13 protein-coding genes are annotated in these 12,610 nt (G+C 35.8%); 10 read left to right on the top strand and 3 right to left on the bottom strand.

The window, feature by feature from the left end; genetic code table 11:
* The first annotated feature begins 68 nt into the window (after positions 1-68).
* Genes AM499_RS19145 through AM499_RS19165 form a run of 5 tightly spaced genes read left to right on the top strand, consistent with a single transcriptional unit; the run spans position 69 to position 3,210 of the window.
* Entirely contained in the window at positions 69-443 is a 375-nt protein-coding gene (locus tag AM499_RS19145) for a GntR family transcriptional regulator (protein WP_053591690.1), read from the top strand.
* Positions 440-1,318 carry an ATP-binding cassette domain-containing protein gene (locus tag AM499_RS19150; RefSeq protein ID WP_053591691.1) on the top strand — a complete coding sequence of 293 codons (879 nt, stop codon included), beginning with the start codon at positions 440-442 and terminating at the stop codon, positions 1,316-1,318. Before AM499_RS19145 ends, AM499_RS19150 begins: the two co-directional genes overlap by 4 nt.
* Entirely contained in the window at positions 1,305-2,033 is a 729-nt protein-coding gene (locus AM499_RS19155; protein ID WP_053591692.1) for a hypothetical protein, read from the top strand. The genes AM499_RS19150 and AM499_RS19155 overlap by 14 nt, the downstream gene beginning before the upstream one ends.
* Positions 2,030-2,725 carry a hypothetical protein gene (locus tag AM499_RS19160; RefSeq protein WP_053591693.1) on the top strand — a complete coding sequence of 232 codons (696 nt, stop codon included), beginning with the start codon at positions 2,030-2,032 and terminating at the stop codon, positions 2,723-2,725. Before AM499_RS19155 ends, AM499_RS19160 begins: the two co-directional genes overlap by 4 nt.
* An 11-nt stretch (positions 2,726-2,736) precedes the next feature.
* Entirely contained in the window at positions 2,737-3,210 is a 474-nt protein-coding gene (locus AM499_RS19165) for a GNAT family N-acetyltransferase (protein WP_053591694.1), read from the top strand.
* A 1-nt stretch (position 3,211) separates the two neighbouring features.
* Here AM499_RS19165 and AM499_RS19170 read toward each other — a convergent pair whose 3' ends face one another.
* Positions 3,212-4,210: a PQQ-dependent sugar dehydrogenase gene (locus AM499_RS19170; RefSeq protein ID WP_053591695.1), complete on the bottom strand. Its 999-nt coding sequence runs from the start codon at positions 4,208-4,210 to the stop codon at positions 3,212-3,214.
* Positions 4,211-4,373: 163 nt separating this feature from the next.
* On the opposite strand from AM499_RS19170, the gene AM499_RS19175 reads away from it, so the two are divergent.
* Together AM499_RS19175 and AM499_RS19180 are read left to right on the top strand one after the other, a co-directional pair.
* Complete coding sequence (locus AM499_RS19175; RefSeq protein WP_053592293.1) at positions 4,374-5,108, top strand: sulfite exporter TauE/SafE family protein; 735 nt, start codon at positions 4,374-4,376, stop codon at positions 5,106-5,108.
* A 13-nt stretch (positions 5,109-5,121) separates the two neighbouring features.
* On the top strand, positions 5,122-6,081 hold the full coding sequence (locus AM499_RS19180) for a D-2-hydroxyacid dehydrogenase family protein (protein WP_053591696.1): 960 nt from the start codon (positions 5,122-5,124) through the stop codon (positions 6,079-6,081).
* Between the two features lie 54 nt (positions 6,082-6,135).
* On the opposite strand, the gene AM499_RS19185 is transcribed toward AM499_RS19180, so the two are convergent.
* Positions 6,136-8,298, bottom strand: coding sequence for a M28 family peptidase (locus AM499_RS19185; RefSeq protein WP_053591697.1), 2,163 nt, complete (start codon positions 8,296-8,298; stop codon positions 6,136-6,138).
* Positions 8,299-8,415: 117 nt separating this feature from the next.
* Here AM499_RS19185 and AM499_RS19190 point away from each other — a divergent pair, with 117 nt between their 5' ends.
* From AM499_RS19190 to AM499_RS19200, 3 genes are all read left to right on the top strand, one after another.
* A complete protein-coding gene (locus tag AM499_RS19190) occupies positions 8,416-9,030 on the top strand; it encodes a PH domain-containing protein (RefSeq protein WP_053591698.1) in 615 nt (204 codons plus the stop codon).
* 364 nt (positions 9,031-9,394) lie between these two features.
* A complete protein-coding gene (locus AM499_RS19195) occupies positions 9,395-10,237 on the top strand; it encodes a MurR/RpiR family transcriptional regulator (RefSeq protein WP_053591699.1) in 843 nt (280 codons plus the stop codon).
* Between the two features lie 20 nt (positions 10,238-10,257).
* On the top strand, positions 10,258-11,370 hold the full coding sequence (locus AM499_RS19200) for a M20 peptidase aminoacylase family protein (protein ID WP_053592294.1): 1,113 nt from the start codon (positions 10,258-10,260) through the stop codon (positions 11,368-11,370).
* Positions 11,371-11,460: 90 nt separating this feature from the next.
* Here the strand turns inward: AM499_RS19200 and menC are convergent, their stop codons facing one another.
* Positions 11,461-12,591, bottom strand: coding sequence for an o-succinylbenzoate synthase (menC, locus tag AM499_RS19205; RefSeq protein WP_053591700.1), 1,131 nt, complete (start codon positions 12,589-12,591; stop codon positions 11,461-11,463).
* Positions 12,592-12,610 lie beyond the last annotated feature (19 nt).

Here is a 12,610-nt window from a genome sequence, read left to right on the forward strand (position 1 = left end):
TTTGTAATTTAGTATATACTACATTACAACACTAATGTACTAACTCATATGAAAGTAGGTTGCTATAAGTGAATCTTGACGCAGATAGTTCGAAGCCCATTTATATTCAAATAGCGGAATGGATTGAGAATGAAATAATCGCTGATCGATTCCAAAGCGATGAAAAAGTACATTCTCAATATCAATTAGCGGATCTTTTTAATATTAATCCTGCAACTGCAGCAAAAGGTTTAACAATTCTCGTGGAAGATGAGATTTTATATAAAAAAAGAGGTATTGGCATGTTCGTAGTTACCGAGGCAAAAGAAACAATTCTAAATAAGAGACGGGGGGAAACGCTGACACGGATGGCGATGGAACTTGTTTTAGAAGCTAGGAGACTTTCAGTGTCAGAAGAAGAACTCATCCAATTAATAAAAAGATGTGAGGAGGAGCAAAAATGAAGGTTATAGAATGCCAACATATAAAAAAGAGTTACAGTAAGATACATGCGCTTGAAGATATATCATTTCACCTAGAAGACCATAAAATTACTGGATTAATTGGTCGTAATGGTGCTGGTAAAACAACATTACTTAAAATACTAGCAGGATTTATAAAAGAAGACGCTGGGCAGGTAAGAGTATTTTCTAATAAACCTTTCAATAATTTATGTGTGTCCGCGAACAGTATCTTAATAGACGATCAAATGAGCTTTCCCGATTCATTTACGTTGGCAGATATTTTGAAAACTGCCCCAAGTTTCTACTCCAAATGGGATGCAGAACTAGCAGAACGATTATTTAACTATTTCAATATGAATCCCAAACAGCAGCATTCAAAATTATCCACAGGAACTCGAGGAACATTTAATATAATTTTTGGGTTAGCGACACGTTGTGAATTAACGATGTTTGATGAGCCGACGAATGGAATGGATGAAGCTGTACGAACTGATTTTTATAGAGCTTTGCTGAAAGAATACATAGCACATCCTCGCACAATCTTAATTTCTAGTCATCACCTAGCGGAGATAGAACATTTACTAGAAGATATTCTTTTGATTCATAAAGGCAAGGTAGTTTTTCATAAGTCCCTCGATGAAGTGAAGGAGTATGCAATTGGAATTCAAGGTCCTACGAAAGTAGTGAAAAAATGGACATCTCAAAAAGAGATTCTACATTCGAAACATCTTAATGATCAGCTTCTATATACTGTGGTGAAGAAGGATGGACCTATGCATATAGAAGGAGTTAGTACAAAACCTATTTCCGCAAGTGATGTTTGTATGTATGTAACTAGTGATTCGAAAGGAGGGATTGATGATGTTTTTAACTAATGGTACTCTTGGGAAAATAGTTATGACACAGGTTAAGTTCAAGTTGAACGCTTACATTGGCGCATTATTATCGCTTATTTTCGTACAGCTGATTGGTCTTCTATTTTCTACGAGTGGTTCTGGTATGATGGGAACTAGTGTTAACAATATCCATATTCAAGTACTTACACTTTCAAATGACTTGGTATTTGTTTTTGTAGCAATTTGGGCACTTTTTGTTGGAAATCTTATTACGACCAAAGCATATCGTTATGACGATTTCTCTTTTGTTACTACTCGACTTAGCAGTAATTTAGCCAATATCCTTATCCTTCTAATTATTAGTATATTTGCTGGAGTGACCACTTTTTTATCGAATTATGTTTTGCGTGTGTATCTTTCTTTCTTTGGCAATATGGAGTATATGAAAAGTCCTGGAGTTTTTGATGACCCATTAAGTTCTTTCCGTATGGTAATTATTACTACATTATTGATTTTGAGTCTTGCTGCGGGCGGTTACTTAGCTGGGATGCTTATACAAAATAGTAGAGTATTTTTGTTCATAATCCCCATTTTCGTATTATCTATACTTACGACAGAGATTGGGCAAACACTTATTCAAAATATCTTTATAAATGAATCGACATGGTTATTAATACTGAATCTTATTATTGTGACGATTGTTTTCTTTGGAATTGCAATAGCCAGTTCTAATCGACTGGAGGTTAGACCATGACAGTAATTATGGCGTTCATGCCTATACTACTAATCCTACTTTTTTCTTGGTTTATTCGTATTGGGCTAAAGAGCTTATCGAAGCGTATAATTTTAACTAAACACTTGGCAAAAGGAATTATTCTAAGCTATATGAGTGTTCTCTTATTTGCAGTTGTCGTATATGAATTAATGCCAGCTAATGAGGAAGAGTTATTTACAAAAACTGATTTAGAAAAGCTAGAAAACGAAAATCAAGTATTTGATGAAGCTTTTAGAAAGAATGAAGTAAGCAAGCTTCATAAGGATTTTCTAGTGGAAGAATGGACGCACGAGATTGAAGGAGATACATTCCATATAGTATCTTCTAATTCAGATTATCTACCGGCAAAAGTATATGTGGAATGGACTGACTCGAAGGAGCAGTTAGTAGAAGGTAAAGTTTATCGAACAAATTTATTTATTTACGGAATGAATATGAAAGATAGAATTCCATTTTCCAAAGTTAAATGGGAAGGTGATCAATTAATAATAGAAGAGCCTACTGAACAAGAGTATAAGTATTATCGTTTTTCCAACAATCTAGCCATTTTAACGATCAATGATGTCTTTCCAAGCGATGAAACAGTAAGAGTGCAGGGGGAAACATATTTATATTTGACAGTTCCAAAACATATGAACGTAGTAGATGAGATGGGCTTACAATTGTATTAGGAGGAGAACTAATGATTACACTTGCCAAATATGAAATAATACATCGTGCAGCATTAGAGGATTATCCGCTTTCGGAGGAGCAGTTAGGATTCACAGGACATCCCCTTGAACTATTGGAACGTAGCGAGAGCAATACCACATATACGCCAATTGTTATAAAAGAAGATGATAGTGTGGCAGGTTTTTTTGTTTTGGATACGGGTGATGATAAATTCAACTATACCAATCACCAACAAAGCATTTTACTAAGAGGTTATTCGATCCATCCAGCATATCAAGGAAGAGGAATTGCTAAAACATCCATGATTCTACTAACGAAATATGTAAAAGAACACTTTCCGTTAGTAGAACAGGTTGTACTTGGTGTAAATGAAGCAAATAAAGCTGCGCAATCTGTCTATTTAAAATCTGGATTTATAGATGAAGGCACACGATTTACAGGAAGGTCTGGTGTACAAATTGCGATGTGCCTACGAGTATCGTAGATTACTCAATCAATCGATAGAGCACATCGTCATCCTCTCTTGGTGACCCTCTTCCATCGGTATTATTTGTAACAAAATAAAGGGATTCTCCGTCTGAGTAAACATCTCGAATACGACCAAAACCGGTGATAGAGCGTTCCACTTCTCCAGTGGAGACATCAATTACTTTTATCGCTTCTCCTCGAAGGGTAGCTACATATAATTTTCCCTTATGAAAACTGATTCCTGAAGGAGCCCATGTCTCATTGGCACCGGAAGTGACGATAGGTGTAACATAACCATTTCTCCTTTCCGTGCCTTCTATAATGGGATAGCCATAATTTTTTCCTTGCTCGATTAAATTGACTTCATCATTAGCTGATTGTCCATGTTCGGCTTCATAAAGCTTTCCTTCTTTATCCCATGCCAATCCTTGTGGATTCCGATGACCTGTAGTATAAATCTCAAAAGTGCCATCTTCTTTCATTCGGACTATTTTTCCATTAAGGGAAGATGGGTCTTGGGCATTCTGGGGAATTCCAGCATCTCCAATAGTGATATAAAGAAGTCCATCTGGTCCGATTTCTAATCGACCTCCGTGATGGATGTTGCCAGTCGGGATACCGTCTAAATGAATAGCAGTCTCTCTCCACATGTCGTTTTCTAATTTAATGGTTACTACTCGATTGAAGGATTCCTCATTTTCATCATACGTATAATAAGCATAGGCTTCTAGTGAATCTATAAAATCGTTTTTTAATACAAAACCAAGTAAACCCGCTTCGGATGCGTCAGACAAATTATCTGAAAGCACCACTTCTTCATGCGTAACATTGCCATCACTTGTCACTTTTGCAATCGTACCTACACGTTCGGAAATATAAAAAATATTTTCATGCTGGTTGATCGCCCATGGAATATCTAAGTTTGTTGCCACTTTCTCCGCAATAATTTCTCCATCTGAACTGGGTTCATTTGTACAACCAAATAAAATGAGTGATAAGAGTATTAGTCTCTTCAATGGATATCCCTCCTTCTATTACTTCTTCCCTTTCCCTTATCTAATCTCCTTCAAATCTTGATAAGTTTTTCCTATGTAAATCCATAATAACTATTGAATTTACTTATCAAGAATAGAGGCGTAAGCTAACCATATGATAGAAGTTTGGAAAGAAGGATATACAATGGAATTTTTTATATTTTTTTTGATTGGAATTGCAGGTAATGTAGTCGGCACATTGGTCGGTGGAGGGGGACTGATAAGCTTACCGACGATGTTACTTATGGGATTACCAGTGCATTCGGCAATCGGTGCGAACAAGGTTTCCAATACGGTCAGTTCTCTCTCAAGCTTTCTTGTTATCTTTAAGGAAAAAGAAGTTTCCGTGAAAGAAGTACTGTCGGTCCTTGTGTTTTGTTTAGGAGGAGGTATTTTAGGTGGACTAATTGCGTCCTTATTAAGCGGAAGTACACTGACCATCATTGCCATCATTTTGTTAAGCTTTGCGTTTGTAACTTCCTTCATGGGAAAAGGTAATTTTGATGGGACGGAACAATTTAATGTTAATAAGAGAACAGGACCTGCACTGCTCGGTATAGGCATGTACGACGGAATGTTTGGTCCAGGGAGCAGCACACTTGCAATGTACTTATATGCAAGCCAAAAAATTGCATATATACGAGCAATCGGCTTATCTAGAATTGGAGTTTTTGCGAGTTGCTTTGGATCAGCCATTACGTATATCTCAACTGGTAAAATCATTTGGCCACTTACATTAGCATTAATGCTTGGAGCAATTGTAGGTGCTCAGGTTGGAGTAAGAATAGCTCGCAAATTAAAAACCGAGCATGTGAAACCACTTCTTAGACTAGTAACAGTTCTTTTAATCGTGCAAATTATGGTTGATTATTTTAAATAGTGGGGGAGAATAAATGAAATTGCGTTGTGCTATTCTAGATGATTATCAAAATGTTGCCCTTAAGATGGCAGACTGGTCCAATATTTTAGATGAGGTAGAGGTAAAATCTTTTCAAAATCATTTTGAAAAAGAAGAAGAACTCATTCATGCAATAAATGACTTTGAAATAGTAGTAATCATGCGTGAGCGTACACCATTTACTGCATCTTTGTTTGAAAAGCTACCAAAACTAAAATTACTCATCACATCAGGCATGAGAAATGCTTCTATTGACCTTCCGGCTGCAACAAAACATGGAGTAACGGTATGTGGAACAGCAAGCATGTCTGAGCCTCCAACTGAACTGACTTGGGCTCTTATCTTAAATCTTGCTCGCCAAATTACAAAAGAAAATAATGAATTTCGAAATGATGGACCTTGGCAGAGTACGGTAGGGTCCGATTTATATGGAAAACGTCTTGGGATTCTTGGACTTGGAAAAATAGGTAGTAAGATGGCAATGATTGCGCAAGCATTCGGTATGGAAGTTATAGCGTGGAGTCAAAACTTAAAGAAAGAACAAACAGACAAACTTGGTGTACAACTTGCAACTTCAAAGGAGGAGTTACTTGAAACGAGTGACTTTGTTTCCATTCATCTTGTACTAAGTGATCGAACAAGAGGTTTGATTGGTGAGAAAGAATTGAAGCTGATGAAACCATCCGCTTATCTTGTTAATACTTCTCGCGCAGCTATCGCTGACCAAGATGCACTCATCCATGCTTTACGAGAAAACTGGATCGCAGGAGCAGGGATAGATGTATTTGACACCGAGCCACTTCCAATAAGTCATCCATTCCGCGCTCTACCAAATGTGCTTGCAACACCCCATCTAGGTTATGTAAGCGAAAGAAATTACAGCACTTATTTTCAGGAAACAGTAGAGGATATACAGGCGTACTTGAATGGAGAAGTTATTCGTCTGTTGAATTAAATAAGAAAAAAGCTGTCCATTGAGTTTATTACTCCAATAGACAGCTTTTTCACTTTATTTCAATTCAGCCAACATCTCACCAAGTTCTCTTACACTAGCAGTTTCATCGGAAACGGTTGTTTTTAATAGTTCCTTTTGTCTTTCTAATGTTTCATTCAATGTTTTAATCTCTGCAGACACATCCGCATCAGATTGATCTCTTTTTTCTTTTAGTGATTTAATTGTATCAAATAGGTCTTCGTGTCCTACGATTCTGCCTTCACCCCACATCAGTTTTTCCTTAGGAGCTTCAAGCACATAGTCCGTGAAATAATCGAATACTTCTTTTTCAAAATCATATGCGTACCAGTTATTATCGATTGCCCATAGGTACTCGTCCAGTGGGGTAGCAATATCACCTTGGTTTAATGCATCGATGGACAATGATAAATTATCAATATTATTTTGTGCATGTTCGTGTGGGAATATTAGAACGTCCTCCCAAGTTAAACGGGTGAAATTATCCTCCGCATATTTAAATGCAGCAAGTAAGCCACTGTTCAACTCACGGCTTTCATCGTAAAGCTTTTTAGCTGTTTCAGAGTCACCTTCTGTTAACGCTGTTAGATAATCTTCATTAATCTTTGCTACCTTCGCATTTACTTCTTCTGTAATTGCTAGAGTAGTATCAATTTCTGCAACAAGCTCGTCCGAAGAAACAGAAGCTTTTTCAAATGTTTCTGCATTGATTTTTTCTTTTAATGCTTGTAATCGATTTGTGAAGTCTAGTGGTACGACTGCAGTTTGATCATAATGCATAGTGAGTAAACCATATAAATTTAAGTGGAATTTAAAAGCATCCTCATTATACGTTTCTTCACTGTCAAATTGAGAGTGATAATGTGAACGCATGAAATCACTATCTTGGAAATCATTACGCAGTGCGGGAACCCCAGCAATGCCAAATGAAAAGTCATCAGACCAAGTACGTAGTGGGGATACGACGGAAATACCATCTTTATATACACCATCTACAGCTGGAACTGTCTCCACAAATCTCGTTAAATAGTTATCTAACTCATATACAGAGCGGATTTCATCTTGGGTAGTATGTTCATAAGCGGGAAGCTCAAAGTTCATATTAGCAAATGCTTTTCCAACCCATTCAGGATGGATGTTGAAGATTTGATTGTATGCTCCTGTTGACCAGTCATAACGAGAGTTGGAAACGCCCCATTCTTCAGCAGCAAGTGCATTGAAAATAATCGTTTTTTCTGGTTTGTAGCCGCTATCAACTAAACCTTTCGCAACACCCATCATTAAACCGATTGCGGCATTGTCATCCTGGAATCCAGTAAAATAAGAATCATAATGTGCAGATAGAATAATATAAGACTCAGGATCTTTTCCGATGATTTTACCGTAATAGTTATATGATTTCCCATCCATTTTCACGGTTGATTTTGCATCGAATTTAACTTTTATGGAACCATTCTCACTGGCTTCTAAGGCTTTCTTTAAACTATTACCGTCTGTTTGGGACATAGAAAATGCAGGTGCATCATCCGGGCCACAGATATCTTGGGCATTCAAAGCATCTGGGTCCGCTTCACCGTAGCCAGCTTCTTGTACTGCAATTACTGCAGCGGCACCTTTTAAGTGTGCTTGATAGGTAGGATAATTAATCCACCATTCCTCACGCTGGTTGATGTCTATTAAAACGAGTTTACCTTCAATATCAAGTTCAGCAAGATCTTCTGCAGTACCTTTGCCTGCATAGACGATATCCAATTCCTTCACGCCGTTAGTATCAAAGTTAACTTGGTAACCACCCAAAACAGCTAAATGCTCCTTGCCGTTTTCATCCGTGAATGTTAAATCTGCTTTCTCAAATTCCCAAGTATCTAAAGTGAATTCATCCTTGGTTACTTCGGTTAGGCCAATTTTTTTCATTTCTTCTCCAATTTTTTCACCAGTTTTTAACTCTGCCTCGGAGCCAGCAGTGCGATATCCTAGTTTTTCATTGGTCTTAAATTCTTCTAAGCTTTTCGTGAATTCATATGCATAATCCACATCTACTGCAGATAGATAATTTTCATTTTTACCTTCCAAAGTAACATCCTTTCCTTCTTGGACAGTCTCTTCTTTCTTGTCAGAAGATTCCTCTTTAGGTGTACATGCTACGAGCGACATACCAACTAACATCGCCAAAGTAAGGCAGCTAACAAACTTTTTCAATTGATCACATTCCTTTACTAAAAATTTAAAAAATTCTTTATAGTTAAGAATTCCCTTTATTGCCCAAGCTAAACTATGATAATCTTAAATTAGTATAAAATCAAGGGGGTAAAATAAATGCTAAAAAAACTCGCATCAGACGCACTAGGTTTATCGGATATTGGAATTGTTGTACCAAAAACAGAATTTGATAAAACTGAATCAGACGACTTTGTCATGCACGAATCAGGTGAAGTTATTTATTTCCTTATCAAGACAAAAGCGGATGAATATTGCTTCACAAATAAAGCGCTTATACATGTAGATGGTCAAAACGCAATGAGCAAGAAAAGAATGCTGAGAAGATACGATTATGCCTATCACCCAATTACAGACGTAGCACTTGAAACAGCAGGAACGATTGATCTAGATGTAGAAATCAAATTCACGATTGGTAATGTCCCTTTATCAATTGATATTCATAAAAAATTCTCAACGGAAATAAAAGACTTATATAAAGTAATTCACACTATTTCTGTTGAAATGAAAGAAAACGCTAAGAAATATGATATTGCCCAAAATAGCTTAGGATACGCAGCACAATCCATCGGTAAAATTGAAAGTAGAGAAGTGACTCCTGCTGGTTCATTTGAAGAGATTACTCGCTTCGCAACAGAATGGTTACTTGATCAAAAGGATAAATACGTTAAAAAAGATTTTGCAGACGTTTTTGAACTATATATTAATGAATAAAACAAGAAGAGCCTCCGATGAATGCCGGGGGCTCTTCTTGTTTTGACTGGATGAATAAACTTGGGTTACTTGTAATAAAAAACGTACTTAATCAACTATCCTTCTTCAATTTTTTCAACAGTTTTTAACTCTGCCTCGGAGCCAGCGTGCGAGATCCTAGTTATTCATTGGTCTTAAATTCTTCTAAGCCTTTCGTGAATTCATATGCATAATCCACATCTACTGCATATAGATAATTTTCATTTTTGATTGAGAACATAATTGTTAAGTTGTGAATCTTCAGATAAAATGGTATGATAATAAAGGGAAACCTTATTTAATTTATAAAATAAAAGGAAATCCTTCAAAAAGGAGAACATCTAATATGTATGACTATGAAATTAGAGTAAAAGAACACTTCAATACTCTTTCGAACAGTTTGAAGAAAGTAGCTGAACTATTAAAAGAGCACCCCTTCGTTTTTGCTTCTAACTCTGCTGAAAAGATTGGGAAAATAATAGGAGTAAGTGAAACGAGTGTAATAAGACTGGCATATTCTTTAGGTTATAAAAGCTTTTTAGAATTACAAAAGGAGGTCAGATCTTCAGTATTTGAACTGAAATCTACCATATTGGATTATGAATCAGATATGCTAGATACACCTGAGGAGTCTACAATTTTTGAACAAGTAATGCTTAGGGATCAAGTAAATATTAAAAGAACCACTCAATCTATTCAAAAATCTGATTTTGATGAAGCTATTAATAAAATCTATAATGCAAAACAAATAGTGGTAGTTGGAAACGGGGCGTCTTATGGTTTAGCTCACTGGTTTTGCTTCACCTTAAATACAATAAGAGGTAATAGTAAATTAATTAACTTAAATATGGATGATTACTTTTCTTTACAGAAACTAGATGAAGAGTGTGTATTAATTGCGTTTTCATTTAGTAGATACATGGTCCAAACATTACATGTGGCGGAAGAGTTAAAAAGGAAAAATGTATTTGTAATTGGCATCACTGATTCTGAAATTTCCCCAATCTCAGAGCATACAAGTTTACTGTTCTCAACTAAACTTGCCTATATGTCCACATTAGATTCTGCTCCGGTTGTAACTTCTTTTTTAAATGCACTCTTAGCAGGGGTAATCTTAAAGGATTCTGATAAATATAAAAGGCAAAGGGCCTCTTATGAACAAACATATAGTAAATTGTTTTTTAATTAATAAAAGGAGGATTTACATTGATTAGCACTATTGAGGTAGAGAATGATCTGAAAGAAATTTTCGCACATTTACATGAACATCCGGAAACTAGTTGGAATGAAGTTCAGACTACAAAGTATATTAAAGATTTACTTGAAAAGGAAGGTTGTCGAGTCACTAGCTTTAGTGATTGTACTGGACTATTTGCAGATATAGGGACAAGGAAGCCAGTAGTTGCAATTAGAGCAGATATGGACGCACTTTGGCAAGAAGTAGATGGTGTCTTTAGAGCAAATCATTCGTGTGGACATGATGCTCACATGACAATGGTAATTGGAGCAATTCGACTTCTTTTGGCATCTAAATTCAACGGAACAGTGCGATTTATATTTCAGCCTGCAGAAGAAAAAGGAAACGGTGCATTGAAAATGGTAGAAAAGGGAGTAATATATGATGTAGATTATCTATTTGGTATTCACTTGAGACCTATTCAAGAGCTAAACACAGGATTTGCTACCCCTATAATTGTACATGGAGCTGGTTGTTTTATGCATGCAACCATTTCTGGAGATGACAGTCATGGTGCGAGACCTCATCTAACATCGAATGCGGTTGATATCATCACTTCTATTAATCATTTATTTAAATTTATAAATGTAGATCCGCAAGTTCCCTCATCTATTAAAATAACATCCATACAAGCCGGAGGGGATAATAAAAATATTATACCTGGAAATGGAAGTTTTAGTGTTGATATGAGAGCACAAAATAATGAAACAATGAGTCTTTTGAAAGAGAAAGCACTCAAGATAATTGAAGACGTTCAACATTTATATAATACGAAAATTGATTATTATTTTGAGTCAGAATTACCTGCGGCTATAGTAAATGATGAAGCACAAGAAATAATGAGAAAAGCGATTATTAAGGTAATAGGAATAGAAAAATGCACTAAACCACTTATAACTTCTGGTGGGGATGATTTTCATTTTTATACAATTAAGAAACCAGAATTGAAAGCGACCATGATAGGACTAGGTTGTGATTTATCCCCAGGATTGCATCACCCTAAAATGTCATTTAACCATGATATGCTATTTACAGGTTCAGAGATTTTAAAGGAAGCAGTACTTATAGCTTTAGAAAATAACTAAAAGGATCCTCTCATAATCGATTTAATCGATTAAAAGAGGATTTTTTCTATAAAAAAAACCCGCCTAATGAATTAGGTAGGTTTCGTGTTATTAGTTAGACATACTTAGTGATTCTTCGGTAAACTCAATTTTTTCTATTGTATATTCATCTAAAGCATTTTTATCAATACCATAGCCTATACCTGGGCTAGTAGGTACTTTAATATGTCCTTTTTCATCCATAGTAACCTCAGGTTGAATGATGTCTTTCACCCAATAACGGGCAGAAGGGGCTGTATCTCCTGGGATGCTGAAATTCGCTAGTGAAGTAATAGCTATATTATGAGCTCTTCCTATACCAGATTCTAACATTCCTCCGCACCATACAGGTATATTATTTTCTTGGCAAAGGTCATGAATTTTAATGGCTTCTGAAATACCGCCAACACGACCGATTTTAATATTAATAATTTTACAGCTTCCAAGTTCAATTGCTTTTCGAGCATCTTCTACAGAATGTATACTTTCGTCTAAACATATTGGGGTTTGAATAGCTTTTTGTAATACAGCATGATCGATAATATCATCATGCGCCAATGGCTGTTCAATCATCATTAAATTCAGACTATCTATTTCCTTAAATAATTCAATATGATCTAAAGTGTAAGCTGAGTTAGCATCAGCCATAACAGGTATATCGCCAAATTTTTCACGAACACTACGGAGATATTCTAAATCTTTTCCAGGCATTATTTTAATTTTAATCTTTTTAAAACCTTGTGCTAGTGATTCTTCTACTCTATCTATTAAATCTTCTTTCGTTTCTTGAATACCAATACTTACTCCAACAGTGATTTCTGATTTTTTTCCTCCGATAACTTCTGCAAGAGGTTTGTCCTGTGTTTTTGCATAAAGGTCCCAAAGAGCACCTTCAATTGCAGATTTCGCCATATTGTTTCTGCGAATACGACTAAACAATTTATTTGCTTCATCAGGATGTTGAATATTTTTTCCAAGGATAAGTGGTAATAGAAATTCTTTTGTAATTGCAATAGAAGTGGAAACTGTTTCTTCACTGTAATACGGATTAGAACTAACAACACATTCTCCATATCCAATATGATTTCCACTGTATATCTCAGTAATTAGAAATAATCGCTCCTGTTGTGTACCGAAACTCGTTTGAAAAGGAAATTTTAAATCCATCTTCATTTTTCGAATTACCACTTTTTCAATTAACATTAAATTACCTCCAAATATA

The sequence above is a fragment of the Bacillus sp. FJAT-22090 genome (assembly GCF_001278755.1).
Classification (GTDB): domain Bacteria; phylum Bacillota; class Bacilli; order Bacillales_A; family Planococcaceae; genus Psychrobacillus.

Coding starts and splice junctions, on each gene's coding strand:
- AM499_RS19180 (WP_053591696.1), top strand. CDS start 5,122: ATGAAATTGCGTTGTGCTATTCTAGATGATTATCAAAATGTTGCCCTT.
- AM499_RS19165 (WP_053591694.1), top strand. CDS start 2,737: ATGATTACACTTGCCAAATATGAAATAATACATCGTGCAGCATTAGAG.
- AM499_RS19160 (WP_053591693.1), top strand. CDS start 2,030: ATGACAGTAATTATGGCGTTCATGCCTATACTACTAATCCTACTTTTT.
- AM499_RS19175 (WP_053592293.1), top strand. CDS start 4,374: ATGGAATTTTTTATATTTTTTTTGATTGGAATTGCAGGTAATGTAGTC.
- menC (WP_053591700.1), bottom strand. CDS start 12,591: ATGTTAATTGAAAAAGTGGTAATTCGAAAAATGAAGATGGATTTAAAA.
- AM499_RS19155 (WP_053591692.1), top strand. CDS start 1,305: ATGTTTTTAACTAATGGTACTCTTGGGAAAATAGTTATGACACAGGTT.
- AM499_RS19150 (WP_053591691.1), top strand. CDS start 440: ATGAAGGTTATAGAATGCCAACATATAAAAAAGAGTTACAGTAAGATA.
- AM499_RS19190 (WP_053591698.1), top strand. CDS start 8,416: ATGCTAAAAAAACTCGCATCAGACGCACTAGGTTTATCGGATATTGGA.
- AM499_RS19195 (WP_053591699.1), top strand. CDS start 9,395: ATGTATGACTATGAAATTAGAGTAAAAGAACACTTCAATACTCTTTCG.